The organism is Pseudoruegeria sp. SK021, assembly GCF_002119405.1.
Classification (GTDB): domain Bacteria; phylum Pseudomonadota; class Alphaproteobacteria; order Rhodobacterales; family Rhodobacteraceae; genus Meridianimarinicoccus.
Genome location: NZ_MTBG01000010.1, coordinates 81,703 through 108,441, shown reverse-complemented (window position 1 = coordinate 108,441; position 26,739 = coordinate 81,703). Strand labels below are relative to the sequence as shown.

Annotated in this window: 24 protein-coding genes; 8 read left to right on the top strand and 16 right to left on the bottom strand. The window is 59.5% G+C overall.

Annotated features, from left to right (window positions below; genetic code table 11):
- The first annotated feature begins 65 nt into the window (after positions 1-65).
- Positions 66-1,577 (top strand): Asp-tRNA(Asn)/Glu-tRNA(Gln) amidotransferase subunit GatB, encoded by a 1,512-nt coding sequence (gene gatB, locus BV911_RS08670; protein ID WP_086053201.1) that lies wholly within the window; start codon positions 66-68, stop codon positions 1,575-1,577.
- A 220-nt stretch (positions 1,578-1,797) separates the two neighbouring features.
- A complete protein-coding gene (locus BV911_RS20220) occupies positions 1,798-1,926 on the top strand; it encodes a hypothetical protein (RefSeq protein ID WP_256388247.1) in 129 nt (42 codons plus the stop codon).
- Positions 1,927-2,209: 283 nt separating this feature from the next.
- On the opposite strand, the gene BV911_RS08660 is transcribed toward BV911_RS20220, so the two are convergent.
- From BV911_RS08660 to BV911_RS08640, 5 genes are all read right to left on the bottom strand, one after another.
- Complete coding sequence (locus BV911_RS08660; RefSeq protein ID WP_086053199.1) at positions 2,210-3,277, bottom strand: branched-chain amino acid ABC transporter permease; 1,068 nt, start codon at positions 3,275-3,277, stop codon at positions 2,210-2,212.
- A gap of 1 nt (position 3,278) precedes the next feature.
- Positions 3,279-4,409, bottom strand: coding sequence for a branched-chain amino acid ABC transporter permease (locus BV911_RS08655; protein WP_240512202.1), 1,131 nt, complete (start codon positions 4,407-4,409; stop codon positions 3,279-3,281).
- A 112-nt stretch (positions 4,410-4,521) separates the two neighbouring features.
- Positions 4,522-5,241, bottom strand: coding sequence for an ABC transporter ATP-binding protein (locus tag BV911_RS08650; protein WP_240512203.1), 720 nt, complete (start codon positions 5,239-5,241; stop codon positions 4,522-4,524).
- Positions 5,242-5,797: 556 nt separating this feature from the next.
- Entirely contained in the window at positions 5,798-6,562 is a 765-nt protein-coding gene (locus BV911_RS08645) for an ABC transporter ATP-binding protein (RefSeq protein WP_086053198.1), read from the bottom strand.
- A 94-nt stretch (positions 6,563-6,656) separates the two neighbouring features.
- Positions 6,657-7,829 (bottom strand): substrate-binding domain-containing protein, encoded by a 1,173-nt coding sequence (locus tag BV911_RS08640; protein ID WP_086053197.1) that lies wholly within the window; start codon positions 7,827-7,829, stop codon positions 6,657-6,659.
- A 200-nt stretch (positions 7,830-8,029) separates the two neighbouring features.
- Between BV911_RS08640 and BV911_RS08635 the strand changes: the two genes are divergently transcribed.
- Positions 8,030-9,322, top strand: coding sequence for an O-acetylhomoserine aminocarboxypropyltransferase/cysteine synthase family protein (locus BV911_RS08635; protein ID WP_086053196.1), 1,293 nt, complete (start codon positions 8,030-8,032; stop codon positions 9,320-9,322).
- Between the two features lie 16 nt (positions 9,323-9,338).
- On the opposite strand, the gene BV911_RS08630 is transcribed toward BV911_RS08635, so the two are convergent.
- Positions 9,339-10,040 (bottom strand): SIMPL domain-containing protein, encoded by a 702-nt coding sequence (locus BV911_RS08630; protein ID WP_086053195.1) that lies wholly within the window; start codon positions 10,038-10,040, stop codon positions 9,339-9,341.
- A gap of 143 nt (positions 10,041-10,183) precedes the next feature.
- Between BV911_RS08630 and BV911_RS08625 the strand changes: the two genes are divergently transcribed.
- Positions 10,184-12,145 (top strand): hypothetical protein, encoded by a 1,962-nt coding sequence (locus BV911_RS08625; RefSeq protein WP_086053194.1) that lies wholly within the window; start codon positions 10,184-10,186, stop codon positions 12,143-12,145.
- A gap of 134 nt (positions 12,146-12,279) precedes the next feature.
- Positions 12,280-14,205 carry a monovalent cation:proton antiporter-2 (CPA2) family protein gene (locus tag BV911_RS08620; protein ID WP_086053193.1) on the top strand — a complete coding sequence of 642 codons (1,926 nt, stop codon included), beginning with the start codon at positions 12,280-12,282 and terminating at the stop codon, positions 14,203-14,205.
- A gap of 6 nt (positions 14,206-14,211) precedes the next feature.
- Here the strand turns inward: BV911_RS08620 and cobT are convergent, their stop codons facing one another.
- A complete protein-coding gene (cobT, locus tag BV911_RS08615) occupies positions 14,212-15,234 on the bottom strand; it encodes a nicotinate-nucleotide--dimethylbenzimidazole phosphoribosyltransferase (protein ID WP_086053192.1) in 1,023 nt (340 codons plus the stop codon).
- Between the two features lie 68 nt (positions 15,235-15,302).
- On the opposite strand from cobT, the gene cobS reads away from it, so the two are divergent.
- A complete protein-coding gene (gene cobS, locus BV911_RS08610) occupies positions 15,303-16,073 on the top strand; it encodes an adenosylcobinamide-GDP ribazoletransferase (protein ID WP_086053191.1) in 771 nt (256 codons plus the stop codon).
- A gap of 64 nt (positions 16,074-16,137) precedes the next feature.
- Here cobS and BV911_RS08605 read toward each other — a convergent pair whose 3' ends face one another.
- The 5 genes from BV911_RS08605 to BV911_RS08585 form a co-directional block, all read right to left on the bottom strand.
- Positions 16,138-16,647, bottom strand: coding sequence for a CarD family transcriptional regulator (locus tag BV911_RS08605; protein ID WP_086053190.1), 510 nt, complete (start codon positions 16,645-16,647; stop codon positions 16,138-16,140).
- A gap of 242 nt (positions 16,648-16,889) precedes the next feature.
- Positions 16,890-17,228, bottom strand: a complete 339-nt coding sequence (gene fdxA, locus BV911_RS08600; RefSeq protein ID WP_086053189.1) for a ferredoxin FdxA — start codon at positions 17,226-17,228, stop codon at positions 16,890-16,892.
- Between the two features lie 48 nt (positions 17,229-17,276).
- The gene (locus BV911_RS08595) at positions 17,277-17,654 is read right to left on the bottom strand and encodes an RNA-binding S4 domain-containing protein (protein ID WP_086053188.1); all 378 of its coding nucleotides are present in this window, start codon (positions 17,652-17,654) and stop codon (positions 17,277-17,279) included.
- A gap of 1 nt (position 17,655) precedes the next feature.
- Positions 17,656-20,595, bottom strand: a complete 2,940-nt coding sequence (locus BV911_RS08590) for a helicase-related protein (protein WP_086053187.1) — start codon at positions 20,593-20,595, stop codon at positions 17,656-17,658.
- A 58-nt stretch (positions 20,596-20,653) separates the two neighbouring features.
- Positions 20,654-21,205, bottom strand: a complete 552-nt coding sequence (locus tag BV911_RS08585) for a tetratricopeptide repeat protein (RefSeq protein ID WP_240512201.1) — start codon at positions 21,203-21,205, stop codon at positions 20,654-20,656.
- Positions 21,206-21,279: 74 nt separating this feature from the next.
- Here BV911_RS08585 and BV911_RS08580 point away from each other — a divergent pair, with 74 nt between their 5' ends.
- Both BV911_RS08580 and BV911_RS08575 read left to right on the top strand, forming a co-directional pair.
- Complete coding sequence (locus BV911_RS08580) at positions 21,280-21,567, top strand: SCP2 sterol-binding domain-containing protein (protein WP_086053186.1); 288 nt, start codon at positions 21,280-21,282, stop codon at positions 21,565-21,567.
- Entirely contained in the window at positions 21,560-22,573 is a 1,014-nt protein-coding gene (locus BV911_RS08575; protein WP_086053185.1) for an alpha/beta fold hydrolase, read from the top strand. The genes BV911_RS08580 and BV911_RS08575 overlap by 8 nt, the downstream gene beginning before the upstream one ends.
- A gap of 40 nt (positions 22,574-22,613) precedes the next feature.
- Here the strand turns inward: BV911_RS08575 and BV911_RS08570 are convergent, their stop codons facing one another.
- The 4 genes from BV911_RS08570 to BV911_RS08555 are packed head-to-tail and all read right to left on the bottom strand — an operon-like array spanning position 22,614 to position 26,625.
- Positions 22,614-23,342 carry a proteasome-type protease gene (locus tag BV911_RS08570; RefSeq protein WP_086053184.1) on the bottom strand — a complete coding sequence of 243 codons (729 nt, stop codon included), beginning with the start codon at positions 23,340-23,342 and terminating at the stop codon, positions 22,614-22,616.
- Positions 23,343-23,391: 49 nt separating this feature from the next.
- Entirely contained in the window at positions 23,392-24,252 is an 861-nt protein-coding gene (locus BV911_RS08565) for a transglutaminase family protein (protein WP_086053183.1), read from the bottom strand.
- Complete coding sequence (locus BV911_RS08560; RefSeq protein WP_086053182.1) at positions 24,249-25,202, bottom strand: alpha-E domain-containing protein; 954 nt, start codon at positions 25,200-25,202, stop codon at positions 24,249-24,251. Before BV911_RS08560 ends, BV911_RS08565 begins: the two co-directional genes overlap by 4 nt.
- Before the next feature lie 4 nt (positions 25,203-25,206).
- Positions 25,207-26,625, bottom strand: coding sequence for a circularly permuted type 2 ATP-grasp protein (locus tag BV911_RS08555; RefSeq protein WP_086053181.1), 1,419 nt, complete (start codon positions 26,623-26,625; stop codon positions 25,207-25,209).
- Positions 26,626-26,739: the final 114 nt, after the last annotated feature.

Below are 26,739 nucleotides of genomic sequence, written 5' to 3'. Positions count from 1 at the left end.
CCGCGCCCCTTGCCGCCCCCGCATCGCTCGCCTACAACGGCCCCGCAATTCAAGGAGCCCGCGCCATGCTTGATCTGACCTACGAGACCCCGAAACCCCGCGTCATTTCTGGCGCTACCGGCGATTGGGAATTGGTCATCGGGCTAGAGGTCCACGCCCAAGTGTCCTCCAAGGCCAAACTGTTCTCCGGTGCCTCGACGCAGTTCGGTGCCGAACCCAATTCCAACGTCGCGTTCGTCGACGCCGGCATGCCGGGGATGTTGCCGATGATCAACGAAGGCTGCATTGCCCTCGCGGTCAAAACCGGCCTTGGCCTGAACGCGCAGATCAACCTAAGCTCGGCCTTCGACCGGAAGAACTATTTCTATCCCGACCTGCCGCAAGGCTATCAGATCAGCCAACTCTATCACCCCATCGTCGGCGAAGGCGAAGTGCTGGTCGATATGGGCCCGGGTGTGGCCCGTCTGGTCCGGATCGAACGTATCCACCTTGAACAGGACGCCGGAAAATCGATTCACGACATGGACCCCACCATGTCCTTCGTCGACCTGAACCGCACCGGCGTCGCCCTGATGGAAATCGTCTCTCGTCCTGACATCCGTGGCCCCGAAGAAGCCGCCGCCTATGTTGTCAAGCTGCGCCAGATCCTCCGCTATCTGGGCACCTGCGATGGCAACATGCAGAACGGCAACCTGCGCGCCGATGTGAACGTCTCGGTCTGTCGCCCCGGTGATTACGAACGGTATCAGGAAACTCAGGATTTCAGCCATCTGGGCACCCGCTGCGAAATCAAGAATATGAACTCAATGCGGTTCATCCAAGCCGCCATTGACTATGAGGCCCGCCGCCAGATTGCCCTGTTGGAAGACGGCGGCAGCGTCACCCAAGAAACCCGCCTCTACGATCCAGACAAAAACGAAACCCGCTCCATGCGGTCCAAGGAAGAGGCGCACGACTACCGCTATTTTCCGGATCCCGATTTGCTGCCGCTGGAAATCGAACAGGCATGGGTCGACGACATTCGCGCCACCCTGCCCGAATTGCCCGATGCCAAGAAGGCCCGCTTCGTCACCGAATTCGGCATGACCGAATATGACGCCTCTGTCCTGACTGCCGATATCGACAGTGCCGCCTATTTCGAAGACGTCGCCAACGGACGCGACGGCAAACTGGCCGCGAACTGGGTCATCAACGAGCTGTTTGGCCGCCTCAAAAAAGACGACCGCACCATCACCGACAGCCCGGTATCTGCGGCCCAGCTTGGCGGCATTATCGCGTTGATCTCATCAGGCGACATTTCCGGCAAGATTGCTAAAGACCTGTTTGAAATTGTTTATACCGAAGGTGGCGACCCGGCTGAGATCGTCGAAACCCGCGGCATGAAACAAGTCACCGATACCGGCGCCATTGAAGCCGCAGTCGATGCGGTCATCGCTGACAACCCGGCCCAAGTTGAAAAAGCCAAAGCCAATCCCAAACTGGCAGGCTGGTTCGTGGGTCAGGTCATGAAGGCAACTGGTGGCAAGGCCAACCCCGCCGCCGTCAACGCGCTGGTGGCGGCCAAGCTCGGCCTCTGATGCCCCGCATAACCGTCGCGGTCCATAATGAACGGGTGAAGCTCTTTGCGGGCTTCCTCAACGCCATCTCGCTTGGACTGATCGGTTTCGCTGTTCTGCGTCCGATTACCGATGATATTAGTCAAGTCAGTTGGATTACCCTCTGGTGGGGCCTTGCGGGACTAGTAATTCACGGCTTTGCACACTACATTATGGGGATGATGCGCAAGGAGTCCCGCCCATGACCCTGTTTGAAATTGCCGTACCCCTGATTGCCCTCGCGGTTGCCGCCTCTGGTGCCGTGCTTCTGCGGATGGAGGCCCGGCGCATCGACATCCGCCGCGACCGCCGCCGCCATCACCGCGACTAAGCTCGCTGGGGTTGCCTTGGCCTGATCCTTATATCATCGGGTCAAGCAAGCAGTCGGAATAGCGCGGTGCCCCAATGCCGTCTGGTACGGGCATCCGTTTCCGCAAATTTTCAAAACTGACAAACATTGAAACCGCGATAGGACCGTCCTATCGCGGTTTTCTGTTGATGGGCCCGCGAGGTTCCGCCACTTACCCTATGAAATAGTTGCTTCTGCCTGCGCCCGGTCCGACAAAAGTCCGACGAAAGTCCGACGAAAGTCCGAAACAATTCCGACACTGAAATTACCGCGGTTTTGGCCCGCCACCGCGCAGACGCCCGACGATGCCGTTCGGAAAGAAATAGATGCTCAACACGAACAGGACCCCGATCCAAAGCTGCCACCGATCCGGGTTCAGCAGCGCCGCCAGTACGGGATAATCCGGAACGACGGCACCAAGTGACCCCATCACATCTTGCAAGTAACTCCTTGCTAACATGAACAGAACCGTTCCAATCACCGCGCCGTAAATCGTGCCCATACCGCCAATGACGGTCATGATCAGAACATCAATCATGATCCCAAAACTCAGCACCGTGTCCGGTCCGACATAGCGTAACCAGATCGCATACAGCGCCCCCGCCATGGCCGCAAAGGCCGCCGACAAGCAGGTCACCGCCACCCGATACCCCACCACCCGATAGCCAATCGCCTCGGCCCGAAATTCGTTTTCACGAATGGCCTGAAGCACCCGTCCAAACGGGGCGTTCACGATCCGCAGCATTAACGCAATCAGCCCCAAAGACACGGCAAAAATCACATAATAATTGGCGATCTTGCCGGTCAAACGAACGCCGAATACAGGCTCCGAGGCGTAGATCGCGGCCGAGGTCAGGCCCTTTGGAATTTGGAACGTCAGTCCATCCTCGCCCCCTGTCAGGGCTGACATCTGGCTGACCAGAACCGCCGCCGCCGATGCCACGGCAAGGGTGATCATCGCGAAAAAAATCGCCCGTACCCGCAGCGAAAACAACCCGATCACCGCCGCCAGTGCAACCGCACCCATGACGCCCAACACCGCACCAAGTCCCAACGCCTCGAATGACCGTCCCATCTGCGCCGATGTGATCGCCACGCCATATGCCCCGAAACCAAAGAAGATGGTGTGGGCGAAACTGACAATGCCCGCATATCCAAGCAGCAGATCGTAACTGGCGACAAACGCGATAAATACGCAGATCCGGGCGGCAGTATCCAAGGCCCGCGTTCCCGGGAACAGAAACGGGGCACAGGCCAAAGATAGAAATACTCCGATCAGGATGACCCCTAAAAGGATGCGCCCAAAACTGCGGGGTGATGCGATAACGGTCAAGTCATCGCCCCTTCGCGGCGGGCATCATCCCTTGCGGACGCCACATCAGGATCACAACCATCAAACCGATATTGGACACCAACGCCAATTTCGGCTCCAAAAACGCGGTGTAGTTCTGCATCAGCCCGACCAGAAGCGCGCCGATAAAACATCCCTCAACCGAGCCAAGCCCGCCGATAATGATCACGATGAACACCAAAACCATCAGATCGCCGCCCATCGATGCCGTAATCGTTTCCTGATAAAGCGCCCACAGGATCCCGCCGAGACCAGCCAAAGCTGATCCAGCCACGAAGACCAAAACAAAGACCCGCCGCAGACGATATCCCATGGCCTCAACCATCTCGCCGTTCTCTACCCCGGCCCGCACGATTAGGCCGATCTTGGTCCATCGTAGCAGCACCAGAAGACTCGTTAGAACCGCAAGGCCAACCGCCACCGCCAGCAGACGATAAGTTTCCAAAGCGACACCGTGGAAGACGATCGACCCTTTCAGCGCATGCGGCCGGGCCAGAAAAATTTCATCCGGCCCCCAAACCATCTGGATCAACTGCTCAACAATGATCAGCCCGCCCACGGTGACAAGAATCTGCTTCAGATGTGCCCCATAAACCGGGCGCACGATCACTCGCTCGAACACCAGACCCAGCCCCCCGGCCACGCCCATCGCGGCAGCAGCAGACAACCCCACCGCCGCCAGATTCAGGGAAAGTGACGGCGCGCCCGTCCAGGCCGACAGCGCTAGCATCGCCGACACCCCGACAAACGCACCCACTGAGATAAAGGCACCATGGCCAAAATTGACCACGTCCATTAGTCCGAACACAAGGGTCAGGCCAGATGCCATCAGAAAGATCATCATGCCCATCGCAAGACCGGCAAGGGTCAGGGTTGTCCAAGACGCAAGCACGCCAAGCATCGCCGAAGGGAGGTCCAGCCAGAATGGCCCCCCGAACAACGCCGGGATCAGCCACTGATCCGGCGGAAGCGCCGCCTGCATTGCCATCACCAGAAGACCTGCCACAATCACGCACGGAACCAGAAGGTATGGGGCCCATTCGCCAATGCGTTGGACCAAGCCCACCCGAATTGGCAGGGTGTGGACCGGGGCGGGTGCGGCCCCCTCTGTCACGCTTGCCACCAGCGCATGAAGTTCCGGCTCACGCCAGGTTGAGCGCAGCCATCGCCGCGCGGACGCAGGGCCATACCAAGGCGCGCGTCGCTTTGGGCGTGTGGTTTGCGGATCATGACGCATCTCCCTCTGTGGCCGCACGCAACCCCAACAGCTGATTGCGCAAGGCTGGCGCGTCCTTCAGGGCCTGCATCGTCCCGCTCCAGACACATCGGCCGTCTTCCATCACCACACAAGTTTCGCCCAATGCCTGCGCCACACTGAAATTCTGTTCAACCATCAGAATCGAGGCGCCTTGCGATTTCAGATCGCGCAAAGCGCGCGCAAGCGTTGCCACTACAGCGGGGGCCAGCCCCTTACTGGGCTCATCGATCAGATACAACCGACGCGGCACGATCACGGCGCGCGCAATCGACAGCATCTGTTTCTGCCCCCCGGACAGGTGCCCAGCGGGCAGCCTCCAGAAGGTTTTCAACGGTGGAAAGGTTTGAAAAATCCAGTCCAGCCGATCCTGCGGAATTGGTCCGGACACCACGCCTAGCCGCATATTTTCGGCCACCGTCAACGTCGAAAACACCCCCATGTCTTCCGGCACATAACCAATACCAGCCCGGGCAATCTTGGAGGTCTGCCAGCCCGTCACATCGTTGCCACCAAAGACAACCTGTCCAGCCCTTGCGCGCCATAACCCCATGATCGTGCGCAAAGTCGTCGTCTTTCCGGCCCCGTTCCGGCCGAGCAACATGGTGACCCCGCCTGTCGGCACCTCAAGATCGACACCGTCAAGGATATGATACCGCCCAATATTGGTCTGGATCCCGGTCAGCTTCAGAACGGCCGGTTTCGTCTCCGGGACGCATACGGGACGCGATCGAGCCTCGGGTCGCTCAAACCCATCCGATGCCAAATCGATACGCCTTGCCAGAGGCGGATCCAATGGTCGGGTCCGGTCCGACCCTAGAGACTGTAACGCATCATCCGATGACCGCACCCTATGCCGGTTGCGAGAGAACAACCCGGCAGGCCGAACCGCAACCATACCCGCCTCAGGATGTGTGTCCTGTCCGGGCGCGGCCTCAGGTGTGGACGCAAAAGAGCGATCCGGCAGCGTCACTGGCTGCGTCAGGATCAGCGGCGGCAAGTCCTTGGCCGGCGCTGGCGCGACGGGTTCTGCCGCCAAAGTCTGCGCAGTTTCCGCTTCCTGCGGCGCGCTCGGACGGGATATTTGCACCATCGGCGCAGAGGGCGACGGCGTCTTAGGCCGCGCGGCCGGGTCCTCTACAGGCGCGGAAACACGCGACGGCGCCTGATCCCGTTCCCGCGCAGTAATCAGCGCAGCCGCCAAGCGGTCAACATTCAGGCGCATCTTCGGGCCGCGATCGGCATCATCAGACATCGGCAAGCGTCCGCCCCAGATACGCGTCCTGCACCACATCAGACGCAATCACGTCAGCCGGAGCCCCGTCAGCGGCCAAAACCCCATTGTTCAGAACAATGATCCGATCTGCGAGGGTTCGGATCACGTCCAGCTTATGTTCAACCAAAAGCACTGTCTTTGCCGGATCCCCGCGAAGCGATGCGATCATCTCCAAAATCACCGGCGCATCATCGGCCGACATACCAGCCGTGGGTTCATCAAACATGAACACGACCGGATCGAGGGCGGCCAGAAACCCGAACTCCAGCTTGCGTTGGTCGCCGTGGGTGAGTTCGGTCACCAGCTGATCGGCTTTCGGGGTCAGGCGGACCCGCTCGAACACCTCTTGCGTCGCCGACAAGACGCTGTGATCGCTGTCGGCCCGCTGCAGCAACCGCGCCCCTTTGCGCTGACGGGCTTGAACCACAAGCCGCAGATTTTCGAAGACCGACAAATTGGGAAACAGGTTGGTCAGTTGAAACGCCCGCCCAAGTCCCGCCTGCGCCCGGCGCGCCACCGACCAGCGCGTGATGTCGCGCCCAGCCAGAAAGACCGCGCCAGCGCTGGCTGGCACCTGACCAGAAATCACATTGAAATAGGTTGTCTTTCCCGCCCCGTTTGGCCCGACAATGGCGGTAATCTCGCCGGGGTTGAACGTGCAGCTCACCGCATCCACAGCAACATGGCCGCCAAAACGGGCCGTCAGGTTACGGGTTTCGAGGATCGCTGGATGCATCAGACTGTATCGCTTTACTTATTAAACCCTGAGGGACCGAAGCGCGCGTCGCCATGCCGTTCCCCCTGTCCGACACCGCCCGTCGCAGGCCATATCAGTTGTTGCGGATGGGAACCACGATGTCGTCAATGGTCAATTCCCGCACCAATTCAGGGATTCCCCACGCCACATCAGGATCCACCCGGATTTTGAAATGGTACATGGATTGCAAGGCTTGGTGGTCTTCTGGGCGGAACCGCATGGTGCCTTTTGGGGTCTGCCATTCCATCCCTTCCATCGCCGCGATCAACGCCTCGGTATCGGTGCTGTCCGCTTTACGCAGCGCCTCTACCACAGCAATCCCCGCAGCCATTCCGCCAGCCGTGAAAAAATCGGGTGGGCCGCCAAACCGGGCCTCATGTTCTCGGACCAGCCAGTCATTGACCGGATTGTCGGGAATGTCGTGATAATAATAGGTGGCGCCCTCCATGCCCGGCAATTCCTTATAGGTTGTCATCGCCGCCAGAATATTACCGATCGCCGCCAACTGAATACCATACCGTCCCGGCTCCATGGCGTTGATCTTGCCCAAGGGGTTGCCACCACCGGCCCAGATGATGAACAGCTTCTTGTCGCCCATTTCATCCTTCATGGCTGCGAAAATGCGTTCTGCTGCGGCCGTGAAATCCGTGGTGTCGGTGGGCGCATATTCTTCGTGAACGATCCGGGCCGGGGTCTGGGCAATGGCGTCGCGAAAGGCGGCGATCCCGTCCCGACCAAAGGCATAGTCTTGTGCCAACGTCGCGATCACCGTGCCCTCATGGCCCAAGGCCACGGCACTGGCCACCGCATCTTGGGTCGAGTTTCGACTGGTGCGAAAAATATACCGGTTCCAGTTTTCACCCGTGATGCTGTCGGCCACGGCCGGTTCGACCACCAGAATTTTCTCAAATTCTTCCGCCACCGGCAACATGGCAAGGGCCACACCTGAACTGACCGGGCCCACCGCCAGGACCGCCCAATCGTCGCCATACGCCTCTTCCAGCATGGCGCGCCCGATTTCCGGCTTCAACTGGCTGTCCTTTTCAATCACCACGATTTTTTCGCCGTCAATTTCCATGGTGCCATCGGTGGCATATTCCAGCCCCATCATCAGACCGGTATGGGATTGACTGGCATAGGCCTCAAGTGCGCCGGTGCGGTCATACACATGGGCGATCACAATATCCGCAGCGACCGGCGCGGCCAGACAGCATCCGGCCACTGTGGCGACAACAAGTTTGCGCATGGAACAATCCCTCCCAAGACCTGAGCAATCCACCTCTGCATCCCTGCCCGCTGAGGGTAGAGAGTTCTACGCATGGCACAACCATCAAATGTAGACACCACAAGCGGATCCTCCGACCAAGCGAGCGCTCCGTCGCAATCGCTTGTCGCGTCACGGGAGTTCACCTAAAACCTGTGCGACAGCAGCACAGGGAGAACCACATGTCCGAGACCAAAACACACGGCTTCGACACGCTTCAGATCCACGCCGGCGCGCATCCAGATCCTGCCACAGGCGCGCGACAGACCCCGATCTATCAAAGCACGGCCTATGTTTTTCGGGATGCCGATCACGCCGCGGCATTGTTCAACTTGCAAGAGGTCGGGTACATCTATTCGCGCCTGACCAACCCCACTGTGTCAGTGCTGGCCGAGCGGATCGCGGCGTTGGAGGGCGGTGCTGGCGCGGTATGTTGTTCGTCCGGTCATGCGGCGCAACTGCTGGCCTTGTTCCCGCTGATGGGTCCCGGCCTGAACGTCGTAGCTTCGACCCGGCTTTATGGCGGGACAATCACCCAGTTTAGCCAGACCATCAAACGGTTCGGCTGGTCCGCGACCTTTGTTGATTTCGACGATCTGGACGCGGTCGAAGCGGCTGTCGACGACAACACGCGCGCGATCTTCTGCGAGTCTATTGCCAACCCCGGCGGCTACATCACCGATCTCGACGCCATTGCGGCGATTGCGGACAAGGTTGGCCTGCCCCTGATCGTGGACAACACCTCGGCCACACCCTACCTGTGCCGCCCGTTTGAGCATGGCGCGACCCTTGTGGTGCATTCGACCACCAAATACCTGACAGGCAACGGTACCGTGACCGGCGGCTGCGTGGTCGATTCCGGCACCTTCGATTGGTCTGCCAGCGGCAAGTTCCCGTCGCTCAGCGCCCCGGAACCGGCCTATCACGGGTTGGTTTTCCACGAAGCGCTGGGGTCCATGGCCTTTACCTTCCACAGCATCGCCATTGGCTTGCGCGACCTTGGCATGACCATGAACCCGCAGGGCGCACATTACACACTGATGGGCATTGAGACCCTCAGTTTGCGGATGCAACGCCATGTAGAGAATGCCGAACGGGTCGCGAAATGGCTGGAAGCCGATCCGCGGGTGGATTTCGTCACCTATGCCGGCCTGCCGTCGTCGCCCTATTTCGACCGGGTGCCGCGGATTTGCCCAAAAGGGGCCGGCGGCTTGTTCACCTTCGCGGTGAAGGGCGGCTATGAGGCCTGCATGAAACTGGTCGATTCCGTTGAGATTTTCAGCCATGTTGCCAATCTTGGTGACACCCGATCGCTGATCATCCACTCGGCCTCGACCACGCACCGACAGTTGAGCGAAGCGCAACAAGTCGCTGCCGGAGCGGCACCAAATGTGGTCCGCCTCTCCATCGGCATCGAAGACGCCGATGATTTGATTGCCGATCTGGATCAGGCGCTGGCCAAAGCCACCGCCTGATCCGAGCCATCTAAGGTCAGTCCTGCAGCGCCAACACCACGGTGACCTGCGCCGTCAGGCTGACCTCGCCCTCGGCAACCGGAACCGACGCGTCGGACATCGCCATGGCCTTCATCATCATTTCCGGACGGGGATTACCGCCCTGTTCGGAAATACTTTGGACCGGCCCCAGCGAAACCCCTGCAGCGTCCGCATAAAGCGCAGCCTTGCTCAGCGCATCGGCGATAGCGGCTTTGCGCGCTTCGGCCAGTTGGGCGTCGGTATCTTGAAGCCCGAAACTCAGGCCTTGCATCCGGTTAGCCCCAACCGACACCACCGCATCCAGAAGCCCACCAAGTGAGGGCAGGTTCAGAACCCGAACCGACACCGATGTGTTGGCCTCAAATCCAATGATTTCGGGTTCTTTCGAGCGGTCTGGTCCAGCATCTGCCCGCAGCGGGTTCAGATCAAGCCCCGACGTTTGTACATCTTTCGCGGCAATCCCGGCGGCTTCCAGAGTGGACAAAACCTGAGCCATCGACTTGGACATGGCGTCCATCGCCGCGCCCGCCGTTGTCTCTTGCGCCACGACCCCGAAACGAATGGTTGCCATATCCGGCACGGCCGTCGCCGCGCCCGTGCCGGACACCGTGATCAACCGGGTTTCTTCAGCGCTTAAAACCGCTGGCGTGACAACCGCCGCCCCGAGGGACATCATCAAAAGCAGGGGACGAAGCATCCATTTCTCCAATTCTAGTCGTGTAATCCGCTAATCTTTTGGGCGCTCTTGCTAGGATCCGCACACTGCTGTGATATAGGAGGCGGACACCAATTTACACAGAGGCAACGCGCATTCTTCAGTTCAGACGACAGCAGGATACTTTGGCGATCGACCTGACCGTCGAGCGCATTTCTTTGCTTGTCCGCGATCAGGGTCGTTGGGCGTCGCTACTGCGCCTGCCCGTCGACGCGCCAGACCTGCCCGACCGCCTGCGGACCGCCGCCCTAAGCCGCCAGACCGGGGCCACTGAGACGCCAAGCGTGATTGTGATCATTCCGTCCGATCAGGTGTTTTATATGCACGCGCCCGTGACGACTGACCTGTCTGCGATGCGCTGGATGCTGGATGGGCAGACCCCTTATCCTGTCTCAGCGCTGCGTCTGGATTGGCACGCCGCCGCCGATCACATTCAACTGGCCGCCGTCCCGATCGAGGTTCTACGCGAAGCCGAAACCTATGTCCGTAGCCTTGGCCTGCATCCAGTTGCGGTCGCAGCCAGCCCGGGGGATTCCCGTTTTGACGGCACGCCGTGGTTCGGACGCTCGGCTGATCCGGCCCCACAGGGCCTGTCCCCGTACAGTTGCGGCAAGGACGTGGTCGATCTGCTGCCGGGATCCAGCCGGGATCCCCGGCCCCTGTCGCCTTTGTCGCAAGACCTGATCCGGACCGCACGGGACCGGGCCTATGCGGCAGCACGGATGCAGCCCTCAGTCTTTTTGACCCCGCTTCCAGACGACGACCCGGCGAACCCACCGGCCGAGACCACCAGCCTAGCCCCCACCCGAAGCTCTTGGCGCGGCATGGTGTGGCGAAACAAACGTTGGACTCTCGCCGCGGCATTGCTGACCCTGCTGATTGCTACAATGATCGCCGCTGCCCTCTGGGTGCCCGGCCCGCATCCGTCCACACCTCTAGGCAGATCCGCATCGCTGCCCGACCGCACCATGCCGAACGACATCGTCGCGCAACGGGCCGAAATATCAGGCGCGGATGACGCATTGTTCTTGCCTCCGACCGATGACGCCGGAGCAGGCGCAACGATCCTGCCGCTTGCCGATCCCCAAATCGCGATCGCAGATCAGTCGCAATCGTCTGCCCTAACCGCGCAGCATTCGCTGCAAGCTGTCTCGGTGCCCAGCGGCCCCCCAGACGAAGCTTTGGGCCGACCCAGTTACTTCACCCCGCCCCCCAGCCTGCAATCGACCGCAACCTTAGACGCGCTTGATACCTTGTCGGAACCCGGACTGGACCCGGACGTGCGCACCGACGCGCTGGCCCTGCCCGCGCCGGAAACCTGGGATGAGCAAACGGCACCCGCCGCGCTGCCGCCGCCGCCACCTTTGGGGCGGACCTTCGCTGTTGATGCACGCGGTCTTGTGCAGCCATCCCCCGAGGGTGAGGAAACCCAAGACGGGATTGTTGTATTCGAAGGCAACCCGCCGACCGAAACCCAGCCCCGACCCATTTTAGAAGAACCGGTAGAGGTTGACGTCACCGACCGGGACAGCCTTGCCAGCGACGATCCCCTACGGCGGATCCTACCACGCAAGCGACCGGACAATTTGGCCGACCGCATTGAACGGGATCGACTCGGTGGCAAAACGGTGTCCGAACTCGAGGCCTTGCGCCCGGCCGATCGACCTGAATCGATTCAGGACGTCGCCACTCCTGCCCCGCCCACTGCGCTCGCTGTGGCGCAAGCCCCGCGGCCAATGCCCCGTTCCGCCGGAAAAGCGCAGATGTTTGCCGTGACCCGGGCCACCGCACCGGATGGCCCGGCCATTCATGCGGACGATACGCTGGTCCCGAAAAATCCAACGCCGGCCAAGGTGGCCCGGCAAGCAACCCGTTCCGATGGCATGGACCTGTCGCGCATCAACCTTTTGGGGACTTTCGGCTCGGCTTCTCAGCCCCGTGCGCTGGTGCGATTGTCGAATGGGCGCGTTGTTAACGTCAAGGTGGGCGATACCGTCGACGGCGGTAAGGTCGCCAAGATCCGCCAAGGCCATCTGATCTATCTCAAAGGCGGACAAACCATAACGTTGGATATGCCCAAGAGCTAACGGTCGATTTCCGGGGGAGTTCCGGCGGCAATGCCAGCCGATCCGCCGACGCGATCTGGACGCCCACGCCGCTTGGCGGTGCCTATCCTGCCTGAGCGGACAAAATCGGGCCAGTGTTTTGAAAGCGAGGCAAAGTGGAAGATTTCCTGTTTCCGGCGATGGTGTATCTCGCGGCGGCGGTGGTTGCCGTGCCAATTGCCGCGCGGCTAGGGCTTGGCTCGGTCCTCGGTTATCTTTTGGCAGGCGTCTTGATCGGACCCGTCTTGCATGTGGTCGGATCTGAGACACAAAGCCTGCAACACTTTGCCGAATTTGGCGTCGTCATGATGTTGTTCCTGATCGGGTTGGAACTGGATCCAAAAACCCTTTGGACCATGCGTCATCGCCTATTGGGGTTGGGAGGATTGCAAGTCGGGCTGACCACTGCGGCCATCATGGCCTGCGGCATGAGCCTTGGCCTGAACTGGAGTGTCGCCTTGGCGATCGGTCTGGCCTTTGCGTTATCGTCGACCGCAATCGTGCTCCAGACCCTGTCAGAAAAAGGTCTGATGCAGACCCGGGGTGGCCGCTCGGCATTTGCTGTGTTGCTGACTCAAGACATCGCCGTGATTCCCATGTTGGCTTTTCTGCCCCTGCTCGCCATGTCGGCCCTGCCAAAAGCCCCCTTGACCGCCCCCCATTCGGGTGCAGCACCCAGTCACGCAGACATGGCCGAGCCCGAAATCGCGCAAGCAGCGCTGGCATTTGTCGACGGCCTGCCCGGCTGGGGCGTCGCGCTGCTGACATTGGCATCGGTAATCGCCATCGTACTGGTGGGAATCTACCTGACGCGGCCAGTGTTCAGCTTTATCCACTCCACCCGTCTTCGGGAAATGTATACGGCTTTGGCCCTGCTGATCGTGGTCAGCATTGCCTGCCTGATGTTGATTGTTGGCCTGTCACCCGCCTTGGGCACATTTCTGGCTGGCGTAGTTTTGGCGAACTCAGAATTCCGACACGAGCTGGAATCCGATCTTCAACCATTCAAGGGTCTGCTTTTAGGGCTATTTTTCATCACTGTCGGGGCCGGAATCGACTTTCAGACCTTGCGTGGCAACCCGCTGGGCATCGTGGCTATGACCCTCATGGTCATGAGCGTGAAGGGTGCCATTCTGTATCTTCTGGCGCTGATTTTTCATCTCAGAGGGCGGGACCGATGGCTGTTCACCTTGGGCCTTGCGCAGGCAGGCGAGTTCGGCTTCGTGCTGGTCGGCTTTGCCCTTCAGCGCGGCGTTATTCCGGTTGCCTACGCCCCGTCGCTCTATCTGATCATCGCCCTCTCCATGATGCTAACCCCGCTGTTTTTCATCCTTTACGAGGTGGTTAGCAAACGCCTCCATCAGGGCGGCCCCGACGAGATGAATGCGGCAGATGAAATTGAAGACCGCGGGCCGATCATCATTGCCGGCATTGGCCGGTTCGGACAGGTGGTCAACCGAATGGTGCATATGAGCGGCCTGCGTGCGACAGTTCTGGACAATGATCTCGCCACGATCCAGTTGATGCGCCGATTTGGATTTCCGGGGTTTCTGGGCGACCCGACGCGTCCCGACTTGCTGCATGCTGCCGGACTAGATCGGGCCAAAGTGCTGGTGGTGGCCATCGATGACAAGGAAGCGGCCATCAGACTGGTGGAATACGCCCGCGCGCAACGTCCCGATCTGCATATCGTGGCCCGCGCCCATGATCGGGTGCATGTGTACGAGTTGTATCGTGCCGGGGCCAATGACATCGTCCGCGAGATGTTCGACAGCTCCCTGCGGGCGGCACGATATGTTCTTGAAAACATGGGTCTGAGTGAATTCGAGGCCGCCGAACTTGAAACCCTGTTTTATAAGCTGGATCGCCATGCGACCCAAGAATTGGCAAAGGTCTGGATCCCCGGAATGCCGGTCGACAAGAACGACGCCTATATTGCCCGCGCCAAAGCCCTGAACAAAGAGCTTGAGACGGCACTTGTGTCCCAACTGGACGATGAGGCGGCACCGGTTGATGAGACGGCGCCACCGCCCTCGCGCTGAGACCCCTTACGCCCCTGCGGCGACCCCGGCTTCCTGAAAGGTCGCCATTCCGCTCAGGCAGGCCACCGCACCCTTGAGAACCCCTATGGCCAGAACTGCGCCCGACCCTTCACCAAGCCGCATGTCCAGCGACAGAAGCGGCCGCTTTCCCAATCGGGCCAAAACCGCAGAATGGGCGCCTTCCGCCGACACATGCCCGGCAACAGCATGATCCAGTGCACCGGGCTGCAATTCGGCAAGAACCGCCGCGGCCACGCAACAGATGAAACCGTCAAGGATCACGGGTATCCGCAAATGCCTGGCCCGCAAGATCGCGCCTGCCATGGCCGCCAGTTCGCGCCCTCCCAGACACCTCAACGCCTCTAGCGGGTCAGTCTTGGCCTGTGGGTGGCGCAACAGACCATCCGCGACCACCTTGGTCTTGGCCGCCAACGCCGCGCCCTCAAGCCCGGTACCGCGACCAGTCCAATCCGCAGCCGTGCCGCCAAACAGCGCCGTGGCGATTGCCGCCGCCGCAGTGGTGTTGCCGATGCCCATTTCCCCGGTGACCAGCACATCTGCCTGTGGGTCAACCGCGTGCCATCCAGCGGACAGCGCCGCGCAAAGCTCGGCCTCGGTCATGGCGGGCGCTTGGGTGAAATCCTGTGTCGGACGATCCAGTTCCAAGGCGATCACATCCAACTGCGCGCCAAAAGTGCGGCACAATTGGTTGACCGCGGCCCCGCCGGATCGGAAATTCGCCACCATCTGCGCCGTCACTTCAGGTGGAAAGGCTGACACGCCCTTTGCCGCGACCCCGTGGTTGCCAGCAAAAATTAGCACCTGCGGCGCAGCGATGTCGGGCGTTTCGGTGCCCCGCCATCCGGCGTACCAGATCGCCAACGGCTCCAGATAGCCCAAGGCACCGGGCGGCTTGGTCAGTTGACCATTGCGCATCTCAGCCCCTGCTAGGGCAGACGCGTCGGGCTCTGGCAAAGACGTCATGGCCGCGCGCAGACTGTCTAGGGTGGGAAATGCGTTCTGGGTCATCAGGGTCCTCGTTGATTTCGACAGCGGAAATCGTTACCGCAAGCATAGCAAAAGGGAAATGTCTGACGATGAAGAATGCGCGCCATGGCCTTGTTCACCGACAAGATTTTCTCGCCGCACTGGGGCTGATGACACGCCTTCCGGTGACCGTCGACCCCGATACTGCACGCACCCGGGGTGCGGCAGCCGCGTGGTGCTTTCCGTTCGTTGGTGCCGTCGTCGGCGTCATCGCAGCCGCTGGGGCCGGTCTGGCATTGTGGGTTGGCGTCAGCCCATCGATTGCCGCTGCATTGGCGCTGGCAATTTTGGCTGTCGTAACCGGCGCAATGCACGAAGACGGTCTGGCCGATTCCGTGGATGGGTTGTGGGGCGGTTGGATCAAAGACCGCCGCCTTGAAATCATGAAAGACAGCCGCATCGGCGCCTATGGCGTCCTTGCCTTGATCCTTATTCTGCTGCTGCGATGGTCAGCGCTGAGTGGCACCGACGCGGCGATGGGATGGGCGCTGATCGCGGCTGCGATCTTATCCCGGGCCGCAGTGGTGGCCATCTGGTTCGCCTTGCCACCGGCCCGCGCCAACGGCCTGTCGGCCTCCTCGGGCCAACCCGGCCTGCCAACAACCGCATTGGCAATTACGCTTGGAATCGGCCTCAGCATGTTGGTGCTAAATTCGGTCCTGATTGGCCTGCTGTGCACCGCCAGCGCAGCATTGGCGATCCTGGTCTGGGGCATTGTGGCCCATCGAAAGATCGGCGGTCAAACCGGCGATATTCTTGGAGCGGGCCAGCAAATCAGCGAAACACTGGTGTTGATCGTCCTGTCTACGATCTTGTCATAGCGTAATAAGAAAGGGGCCACCTCCCTGCGGAAGTGGCCCCAATCAAAATGGATGATCGCTGAGATTAAGCAGCGCGGCTCATCAGAACTTCACCGACCTGCTTTTGCGCATCGTCTTCGCCATCGCCGCTGACAGCAGCAACTTCACGGGTCAGACGCTCCAGCGCGGCTTCATAGAGTTGACGCTCTGAGTAGCTTTGCTCGCGCTGATCGTCAGCACGATGCAAATCACGCACCACTTCTGCGATGGCAATCAGATCACCAGAGTTGATTTTCTGTTCGTATTCCTGCGCCCGGCGCGACCACATAGCCTTTTTGACTTTGGCTTTGCCGCGTAGGATTTCCAGTGCGCGATCAATCATGTCAGGGGACGACAACGACCGCATGCCAACATCGGCAGCCTTGTTCGTCGGCACCCGCAAGGTCATCTTGTCTTTCTCGAAGGAGATCACGAATAGTTCTAGGCGCAGCCCAGCGATTTCCTGCTCTTCGATCGACACGATTTGTCCGACCCCGTGGGCCGGATAGACAACGAAATCGTCGGCGCGAAACTCGAGCGCTTTAGCTTGGCTCATGTGATGTTCATCCTTACATTGGCGGCCGCGCCCATATGCCGGGCGGCCATCCATTTTACTGCATCAAAAAAAAATCACGCACTTGCAATGACTTGCAAGACGATCTTTCCACAGTGTGCTATCCTGTAACGTGAATATAACAAAAAACCGAGGATTCGGGAAGGTCAATTTCCGGTCAAGGATTTTATGGCCGCTAGCAGCCATAAATTCGATCTTCGATTTTCGATCAGCGCTACGGTGGCTTAGCCGCCTTCCCCAGGTGCTTCGGAAAAGATTTTATCCAGTTTCCCGGTCTCGCCATCGCGGGCTTCCGCGTCTGGCAACGGGTCTTTCTTCGTATAAATCACCGGCCAAACTTCGCTATATTTGCGGTTAAATTCGACCCATTTCTCCATATCTGGCTCGGTGTCCGGGCGGATTGCATCCGCCGGGCATTCCGGTTCACAGACACCGCAGTCGATGCATTCATCCGGATGGATCACCAAGGCGTTCTCGCCCTCGTAGAAGCAATCCACGGGGCAAACTTCGACGCAATCTGTATATTTGCATCCGATGCAGTTGTCTGTGACGACATAGGTCATGGGGAAGCCCGTCTAGTTATTTCGGTCGTTGTATTTGTCTCGGGCGGATCATTCAAGACGCCCCAACCCGGATTGACGGGCTTGCCGCCGTTGTTTCTTGTCCGGTCGGCCCGGCAACGACTGCGGTGCCCCTGGATCATGCACCGGTTCGGGGCTGCAATCAATGTACGCGGATTGCGCTTCGGGCGCTGGCCCCCGCCGCTCGGTCATCCGGGTAATCTCGACAATCCGGGTCTGACGCTCTTGTTGGAACGTCAGGACATCACCCACGCGAACCAGATGCGCGGGCTTTGAAATCCGGGCACCATTCACCCGGAGCCCACCTGAGCCCGCAATCTCAGAGGCCCGGCCGCGCGTCTTAAAAAAACGCGCGTGCCAAAGCCATTTGTCGATCCGCATCGACGGTATGCCGGACGAATCCGTCATATTAGGTCTTGTTGCGAAGCCCCATCAACGCCGCTGCGAAGGGGTTATCAGGATCGATTCGCTCCACTTTTGCGGGTTTGGCATGTGCGGGCTTGGCATCCGAGGATTTCTGCGCCCGCTTGCCCCGTGGCTTGCCATCGCCGCGCCCTTCGGCGGATTTGCCGGACTTGTTGCCACCTCTGGTGCGTTCTTTCTGACCTGTACCACGCGCCTGATCCGACGCGCCGGACCGGGATTTCGCGCGTGGAACCCAACTGAACGTATAGAACACCTCGATCTCAGAAGCTTGCGCCGCGGCAGCCGTGGGTGCGGCGTCATCGGCAACGGTCGCCGCTACTACTTCAGATGCTTCAGATGCTTCAGATGCTTCAGATGCTTCAGATGCTTCAGATGCTTCAGATGTCTCTATGGCAACGGCCTCGGGTGTCGAGCCCTCAAGTGGCGTCGCCTCAGCGTCGCTTTCCGCTTTCGGGGCCTCGTCCGCATCCTTCTGGCTGTCTGCCACATCGGCTTCGGCTGAGTCCGACTCGGCAGCCAACGGCGTCGCTGTAGACGGTGCAGGCTTTACCTTCTGGCGTTCCCCTCGAATAGACTGATAGCCGAGCCCCTGCATCAGCGCAGCAAACTGCTCCAGCGTCATACCGGTGATCGACAGCATATCGGCGGTCGATTCGAACCCGCCGCGCGTGTCTTTGGACCGCAGCAAATCAGCCAGTCGTTCCAGCATGTCGATCCGGATCGCCCGTTCGCCGGCAGCGCGATAGCCGGACATGGTGTGATAGCCTGTCGGCAAGCCGGTCATCACCGGAATGGTGACCAAGCCGGGCGGCGGGCTTTCTGGGAATTCATCTAGGTTTTGCTTCAAAGACCAAAGCACCAGACGCAACCGCGTCGGCGCCGGCTTCAACAACAGCGGCAGAAAAATGGTGAACTGACCGAAACGGATACCGTGCTTGCGCAGACTGCCACGGGCGTCTTGGTCCAGCGCCTTCACTTCGCCCGCCACCTCTTCGCGGCGCAGGATGCCGTTGGCTTCAACCATGCGGAACGCGAATCCCCGCGCAAGGCCCGTGAGGGTCTCATCACGTTGCAGCGCGATCAGGGGTTCAAACAGCGATGCGATCTTGCGGTCGATGAAGTGCTGCAACCGGCGTTCAACCTTCTGAACCACATCGGCCCCGGCTTCGTCATCGACAAAGGCCTGAACCTGCGGCTTCAAGGCTTCCTGACCCGCAACCAGCTTGCCGACAGCATGCTCGCCCCACATCAGCCCGCCCTGTTCAGTGAAGTCAATTTCGGTGTCGGGGGCATTGTAGAATCGATCCGCCCGAAGATGGAAATGCGGAGCAAGGGCCTGAAGACTTGCTTGACGCAATGTCTTGGCCTCGTCTGCCGACGCCGCCTTGTCCTGGATGAAACGGAATCCTTCAAGCTTTCCGATGAACTGTCCCTCAACGGTCACTTCGCCGATATCGTTAACCTCAGCCACAAGGCTCTCCTTCTGTTTCAACCGGCGCAAAAGCACAGAAGTGCGCCGATCTACAAATCGTTGCGTCAAACGATCATGAAGCGCGTCTGACAGGCGATCTTCTACAGACCTAGTGACGCCGCGCCAATGGCTTTCGTCATCCAGCCACCCATTGCGCTGTGCAACATAGGTCCAAGTACGAATATAAGACAATCGTTTCGACAACGTGTCGATGTCACCTTCGGTCCGATCGATGCGTTTAACCTGAGCCGCCATCCAGTCGTCAGGGATTCGGCGCAGATCGTGGAGATAGCCAAAAATGGTCTCCAGAAGGCTGGCATGTTCCGCATGGCTGATGCCGCGAAAATCAGGAATGCGGCACACGTCCCACAACAGTTGCACCGCCGGACCAGAGGTGGCCTGATCGCGGATCGCCGGGATTTCCGCCAATGTCTTAAGGGCCATCAGGTCATCTGCATCCCGTGCCCGGGTCAACCAGTCGTCAATTGTCTGCTGTTCCAGCGACTGAATCAAGCGCCGCACGGTGCCGAATTCCAGCCGCGAATTCCGCCAGTGCAGCTTGCGCACCGGCAGAAACTGATTTGACATAATCGCCTCGGCCACCTCGTCAGACAGCGGGCGCGCCTCGCCCGTGACCCCAAAGGTTCCGTTCTCTAAATGACGGCCAGCTCGGCCTGCAATCTGCGCCAGTTCGTTGGGTTGCAACGATCGCATCCGGCGGCCATCGAACTTTGATAGTGTCGAGAATGCCACATGTTTGATGTCGAGGTTCAATCCCATGCCGATTGCATCAGTCGCAACCAAATAATCGACATCGCCATTTTGATAGAGTTCGACCTGTGCATTCCGCGTTCTGGGCGACAGCGCACCCATGACCACAGCCGCACCACCCTTTTGGCGACGCAACAATTCCGCAATCGCATAGACGTTCTCGACCGAGAATCCGACAATCGCTGCGCGCGCGGGCATGCGGCTTAGCTTCTTGGCGCCAACATAGGTCAGCTCCGACATCCGTTCGCGCCGTGAAAACGTCACCCGAGGAACAAGCGCCGCAATCGCCGCCCGCATGGTATCGGCCCCAAGGAATAGCGTTTCTTTCAACCCACGTGCGCGCAGTAGACGGTCAGTAAAGACATGGCCCCGCTCAGGGTCGGCGCAGAGTTGAATTTCATCAATGGCGACAAATTCCGCGCCAATCCCTTCGGGCATCGCCTCGACGGTGCAGACCCAATATTGCGTCCGCTCGGGAACAATCCGTTCCTCGCCAGTGACCAACGCAACCACGGATGGCCCGCGCAGCGCCACGATCTTGTCGTAAACTTCACGCGCCAACAGCCGTAGGGGCAGACCGATCACACCGCTGCGATAGGCCAGCATCCGCTCAATCGCATAATGGGTTTTGCCGGTATTGGTCGGCCCGAGAACGGCTTCTATTCGGCCAAGAACCGCCATGACATCCCCTTTTTCCGTTGCAGGATCAGCGGATGGCCGCTCAACCGGACAGCGTGCGTCACAGATCGACGTCGCCCAGGTCTTTCTCCAGACGTATTATGGCATCTTCTACGTCCGGGCGATGAGGATGTATAGTATGGACCGCTTCATAGACATCGAGGGCTTCCGCCAACATGCCAAGCCCTTCAAAAATCATCGCCAATCCCGACAGCGCCCCGAAATGCCGCGGGTTCAGCGCCACAGCAGCTTCGATATCTTGCACCGACAGTCCCAATTCACCGGCCTGATAAAAGGCAGTCGCACGCGCATTATATCCTTCGGCGAACGCCGGGGCGTGATCAACAAGCGCGGTCAGATGCTCGATCGCCAACGGATAATTTCCAGCCTGAAGTGCGTCGCGCCCCCGGTCCAGCAGCAAATCAGCCGACGCAGACCCTGATTTCGACCATTCGACCCAAATCTCGTCTTCGACCTGCTCCCATTCCGCTAGCTCCGGTTCTTTCAGCCGCTCAAACAACCGATCCAAACGGTCAGTTTGAGCAACCGACGCTCCGGCCATCGCGACAAAGGCAAAAAATGTCGCAACGGCACGTTTGATTCGAGGCACCATGATCGTCATATCCAAGATATAGCGTCACAATCTGCAATAGCGATACCTTCAACAAACACTTCGGGAGATTGGCAATGAGCGACGTGATAAATGCAGCAGTCAAAAAACTGCGCGACAAGATCACCGGCGGCTTTGACGGCAGTGCCAAGTTTGACATTATCGGCGAAGGCACGATCATCCTTGATGAGGCAGGCGTCCGCGCCGGCGATGCCCTGACAGACGTGACCCTGACCGCAGACACAGAAACTTTCCGCGATATTCTGGAAGGCAGCTTGAATCCAACCACCGCGTTCATGAGCGGCCGTTTGAAGATCGATGGCGACATGGGAATGGCGATGAAGCTGGGCGCGGTCCTTGCCTGACACCAGAGCGGCACCGCCTGACGGCCCGGCAGGCCCCCAATTTCAGACGGCACCGTTCCATCACGTCTCCGCACAGGCCCCCAGCGTGGCCCGCGCGGTCTGGACGCATACCAAGGACGGCACCCGCCTAAGGCTGGGCCTTCTGGGCCGCGGCACCCACGGGACGGTCTTGCTGCTGCAGGGCCGGACCGAATATCTGGAAAAATACGGCCGTGTCGCGCGCCGGTTCGCGGATCTCGGCTATGGCATGGTGTCGGTCGACTTTCGCGGCCAAGGCTTGTCGGATCGGCCCCTGCCCGACGCGCAGATCGGGCATGTCAGCCGCTTCGCAGACTATCAACAGGACGTGGCAGAGTTGGTAGCCTTCGCACAGGCCGAGGCCATGCCGCGGCCATGGTTCTTGCTTGCGCATTCCTTGGGCGGGGCCATCGGATTGCGCGCACTGCGGAACAAGTTGGATGTTGCCGCCGCCGTCTTCAGCGCGCCGATGTGGGGCATCAATGTGCCAAGCGCCCTGCGTCCGCTCACCTACGGGCTGGGCTGGATCGCACATACAGGACAGTTGAATGCATGGATCACACCGGGCATGTCTCGCAAGGTCTATGCCGCCACAGCCGATCCGTCTGCCAATCTGCTGACCCATGACCCCGAGGGGCTGGCCTATATGCAGGCCCATCTTACGGCGGATCCGGCCTTGGGTCTTGGCGCGCCGTCGCTTGCATGGGTCTATCAAGCCATGATGGAGTGCCGCAGCCTACGCCATTCCCCGTCCCCGCCGGTGCCGTCTTTGACGTTCCTTCCCACCGGCGACAAAGTCGTCTCCCAGCACGTCGTTCGATCTATGATCGCGCGCTGGCCCAATGCCCGACTGGTCGATATCCCGGACGGGGCTCATGAGACGATGATGGAAACCGCCGCGCGGCAGGATCTGTTCTTTTCAAGCAGCGCGGAATTTTTCAACGCGCATCGCGCAAAGGCCATCACCGCGCAGCAGCAGGTCGACTGACGTCGCCCCTTGCGATTTGAAACGACGATCTGGCGCCAGATTAGATCACCACATCAGAAAACGCGTCACGCAGAGCTTTCGACCACGCGGCGCTCATTTCTGCAAAGACCTCGTCCCCGGACTCAATACGGCGATATTCGTCAACACAGCACGCATCCGCTTTGATCACCGTCAGATCCAACGGCATTCCGACAGACAAATTGGACCTCAGGGTCGAATCCATCGACAACAGCACGGCTTTTTGCGCGTCAGACAGGGTAGTCTTTGGCGTCACCACCCGGTCCAGAATAGGTTTGCCATATTTATGCTCGCCGATCTGCAAAAATGGCGTATCCGGCGTAGCCTCGATGAAATTGCCTTCGGGATAGATCATGAACAGCCGCATCTCGCCGCCCCGACGCTGACCGGCCATAATCAGGCTTGCCGATGCGGTCGCCTGAGAATTCCGTTCCAGTTTCTGGGTGATCTCTGCCGACACATCCGCCAAAACAGCGCCCACCATCTGGCAGACCTTTAGCATCGATTTTGCCTTTAGAATCGATGTGTCCTCGGTCGCGTCAGGATCGTCGATCGCGTCTTGCAGGCGGGCCATGGTGGTTTGCGTGACCGACAGATTTCCGGAGGTCATGAGAACCATCACCCGTTCCCCCGGAACTTCAAACGTATACATCTTTTTATAGGTCGAGATGCGGTCCAACCCCGCATTTGTCCGGGTATCGCTGAGCAAAACCATGCCCGCATCCAAAAGAAGACCTACACAATACGTCATGACCCGCGCCCCATCATTCGCCAATTGCGGCGATTTCGAAGCCCTGCCCTTACTGCTGAACCGCCTCAACAGCAACCACGACTTGCAAGTCTTCGCCGCCCGTTCCCGACGCCAAACCACGGATCGGAGCCGCCTCAAACGCATCCGCGCCCGAACAAAGCCGGATATAGCGCTCGTCCGGGCAACAGGCATTGGCTGGATCAAACCCGACCCATCCCATGCCATCGATATACAACTCGGCCCAAGCGTGACCTGCCTCGGAATTTGGCAGCTCAGCCCGGACATCATCGCTCAAGGTGACAACGTCTGCCTCGGCACCGGCCGAGAACAAATAGCCGATCACATACCGCGCCGGGATCTCATTGAGCAGGGCCAGCGCAATCAAGGCATGGGCTTGATCCTGACACACGCCCTGCCCCTGCGCCAAGGCTTCTGCGGCCGTGGTCATGCTTTCGGTCGTCCCCGGCCGATAGGCAATCGCCTCGGTCACCGCAGCCGACAAGGCATGGGCACGATCCAGAAGGTTGGCCCCTTCGAGCCCGGTCAGGGTCTGCTCTGACAGGGCTTGCAACGCCACATCAGACCGGGTCACCCGGGTTGCCCGCAGATAGGCAAAGGGCGGCACCTTTTCCCGAAACCCGCGCAACACCCCCAAGGTATCAAAGGTTTCAATTGTGCCGTTGATTTGAACCGTGACGCGGTCCACCGGCCCCGGCACGGACACCGTGCAGGTCCGATCGCCAGCCCCGTCGCGAAATTCGCAGCCCACCGTGCCGCCCTCGGTCGTGACGGTCCAGTCGAGGACACGCTGGCCGTCAAAATCGGATGGCACCAGACGCTGACTTTGCAACACATGGCGTCGCGGGCCGGAATAACTGTAGGTGGTCGAATGTGAAACCGTCAGCTTCATGCTGGCACTCCCGTCAAATAGACCCGGTTCACCGCAGCCCCGATTGAGGCAACCTGGCTTTTGAACCGGGTGAGGAACTCATGGACGCCGTGGTCGAAAACATCCGTGATCCGCATCTCTGACAGATCGGCAAACAGGCTCCGGGCCTCGCTTTGGGCTTCGCTGGTCGTGCCATAGTGGCGGGCAAGGCGGTCAAGATGATTGGTGGCACCCTGCATCGCGGTCAGCAACGATCGCGGGCATGCCGCATTCAGGATCAGCAAATCCACCACCTTAGTCGGTGTGATTTCGCCGCCATATGCCCAGTGAAACGCCCGGTGCATTTGCATCGCCCGCAGCAATGTCTGCCATTGATAATTGTCCAGCCCCGAGCCGACATAACCGGCATCTGGCAACAACACGTAATACTTCACATCAAGGATCCGGGCGGTGTTATCTGCCCGCTCTAGATGAAAGCCGAGATTGACAAAATCATAGCCATCATTGCGCAAGAGCGAGGTTTGGACCCCGCCCTCGAACAAGGCATTCTGCCGGGCGGTCCATTCGGTCAGCTGCGAAATGCTGATCTCGCTGCGCGGAGTCCGTTCAAGATCCTTGAGGTCCTGAAATGCCCCGTTCAAGGCATCCCAGACCGAACTGCTGATCGCTGTCCGCACGATACGCGCATTCTCGCGCGCGGCGCCAATGCAGGACGCCACCGATGACGGATTGTCCTTATCAAAGAACAGATGCGAGACGACATTGCGCTCAACGGCCTCGCCATATTTCTTTTCGAACGCCGAATAGGTCTCGGTTGCCTGCAAGATCGGCACCCATTCGCTGCGATAGCCATCCACCGTATCTGGCATCAGGTTCATGCGCGCGCCAACATTGATCAGGCGCGCCATGGTTTCCGCCCGCTCCATATAGCGGCCCATCCAGTAAAGATTATCTGCGGTTCTGCTCAACATGTCATCAATCCGCCAGTACCCAAGTGTCTTTCACGCCGCCGCCTTGTGACGAATTCACCACCAGCGACCCCTCTGTCAGCGCCACGCGGGTCAAGCCCCCCGGCACCAGTTCACATTGATCGCCCCCGACCAGACAGTACGGCCTGAGATCGACATGGCGCGGGGCAATCCCTTCGTCGACAAAGGTCGGACAGGTGGACAGGGCAAGGGTCGGTTGCGCGATGTAGTTGGACGGGTTTTCACGGATCTTCGCGGCGAACAATTCCTGCTCGCTTTTGGTCGAACGCGGGCCGATCAACATGCCGTAACCGCCCGAGCCATGCACCTCTTTGACCACCAGATCCTTGAGGTTTTCCAGCACGTATTTGCACTCGTCTTTCTTGGCACATTGCCAAGTGGGAACGTTGTTTAGGATCGGCTCTTCACCCAGATAGAACCGGATCATTTCGGGGACAAAGGTATAAATCGCCTTGTCATCGGCCACGCCCGCCCCCGGCGCCGAGGCAATCGCCACCCCGCCTGAGCGATAAACATTCATCAAGCCCGGAACGCCCAGCATGCTGTCAGGACGGAAGCACAACGGATCAAGGAAGGAATCGTCCAACCGGCGATAGATCACATCGACGCGGCGCGGCCCTTCGGTTGTCCGCATCCAACAATAATCGCCATCCACATACAGATCTTGGCCCTCCACCAACTCAACCCCCATCAAGTCGGCAAGGAAGGAATGCTCATAATAGGCAGAATTGTAATGACCCGGCGTTAAAATCACGATGGTCGGCTCATCCCGGCACTTTTCAGGTGCCACCGATGCCAAGGTTTGCCGCAAAAGTTCGGGATAGCTTTCCACCGGTGCGATCCGGTTTTCACGGAACAGCGCCGGGAACATCCGCATCATGATCTCACGGTTTTCCAGCATGTAAGACACGCCCGACGGGGTCCGGCAGTTGTCTTCCAGCACAAAGAAATCATCCGGTCCGGTCCGCACCAGATCAATGCCGACAATATGGCTGTAGACAGACTTCGGCGGACGGAACCCCACCACGCTTTTCTCAAAGGCCTCATTCTCGTAGACGAGGCGCGCAGGAATACGTCCGGCCCGGACGATTTCCCCGCGATCATACACATCGCACAAAAATGCATTCAACGCCCGGGCGCGCTGCTTCACACCCCGCGACAGACGTTGCCATTCGAGACTGGTGAACACGCGCGGGAACATGTCGAACGGGATCAAGCGATCTGGATCGCCGCCTTCGCCGTAAACCGCAAAGGTAATCCCGATACGCCGGAACAAGCTCTCGGCTTCGGCCTGTTTCAGATTACGCAATTCATCCGGCATATTCTTTTGCCAGTCCTCAAGACGAGCATATGGGGGGCGGATCAAACCGCCATCGTACATTTCATTGAAATAAGTCGCTGCCATTTTGCCCGTCTTTGCCTGTCGTTGTGACTGTGAGGTCGCACGGTCTTGAGGTACAGAAAAGAGTGTCTTACGCGGAAAGGCAATGCCTCGTTTCATATGCATTTTTTTTCAGCA

Coding starts and splice junctions, on each gene's coding strand:
- gatB (WP_086053201.1), top strand. CDS start 66: ATGCTTGATCTGACCTACGAGACCCCGAAACCCCGCGTCATTTCTGGC.
- BV911_RS20220 (WP_256388247.1), top strand. CDS start 1,798: ATGACCCTGTTTGAAATTGCCGTACCCCTGATTGCCCTCGCGGTTGCC.
- BV911_RS08645 (WP_086053198.1), bottom strand. CDS start 6,562: ATGCATCCAGCGATCCTCGAAACCCGTAACCTGACGGCCCGTTTTGGC.
- BV911_RS08640 (WP_086053197.1), bottom strand. CDS start 7,829: ATGCGCAAACTTGTTGTCGCCACAGTGGCCGGATGCTGTCTGGCCGCG.
- BV911_RS08635 (WP_086053196.1), top strand. CDS start 8,030: ATGTCCGAGACCAAAACACACGGCTTCGACACGCTTCAGATCCACGCC.
- BV911_RS08630 (WP_086053195.1), bottom strand. CDS start 10,040: ATGCTTCGTCCCCTGCTTTTGATGATGTCCCTCGGGGCGGCGGTTGTC.
- cobT (WP_086053192.1), bottom strand. CDS start 15,234: ATGACCCAGAACGCATTTCCCACCCTAGACAGTCTGCGCGCGGCCATG.
- cobS (WP_086053191.1), top strand. CDS start 15,303: ATGAAGAATGCGCGCCATGGCCTTGTTCACCGACAAGATTTTCTCGCC.
- BV911_RS08605 (WP_086053190.1), bottom strand. CDS start 16,647: ATGAGCCAAGCTAAAGCGCTCGAGTTTCGCGCCGACGATTTCGTTGTC.
- fdxA (WP_086053189.1), bottom strand. CDS start 17,228: ATGACCTATGTCGTCACAGACAACTGCATCGGATGCAAATATACAGAT.
- BV911_RS08595 (WP_086053188.1), bottom strand. CDS start 17,654: ATGACGGATTCGTCCGGCATACCGTCGATGCGGATCGACAAATGGCTT.
- BV911_RS08590 (WP_086053187.1), bottom strand. CDS start 20,595: ATGGCGGTTCTTGGCCGAATAGAAGCCGTTCTCGGGCCGACCAATACC.
- BV911_RS08585 (WP_240512201.1), bottom strand. CDS start 21,205: ATGGTGCCTCGAATCAAACGTGCCGTTGCGACATTTTTTGCCTTTGTC.
- BV911_RS08580 (WP_086053186.1), top strand. CDS start 21,280: ATGAGCGACGTGATAAATGCAGCAGTCAAAAAACTGCGCGACAAGATC.
- BV911_RS08570 (WP_086053184.1), bottom strand. CDS start 23,342: ATGACGTATTGTGTAGGTCTTCTTTTGGATGCGGGCATGGTTTTGCTC.
- BV911_RS08565 (WP_086053183.1), bottom strand. CDS start 24,252: ATGAAGCTGACGGTTTCACATTCGACCACCTACAGTTATTCCGGCCCG.
- BV911_RS08560 (WP_086053182.1), bottom strand. CDS start 25,202: ATGTTGAGCAGAACCGCAGATAATCTTTACTGGATGGGCCGCTATATG.
- BV911_RS08555 (WP_086053181.1), bottom strand. CDS start 26,625: ATGGCAGCGACTTATTTCAATGAAATGTACGATGGCGGTTTGATCCGC.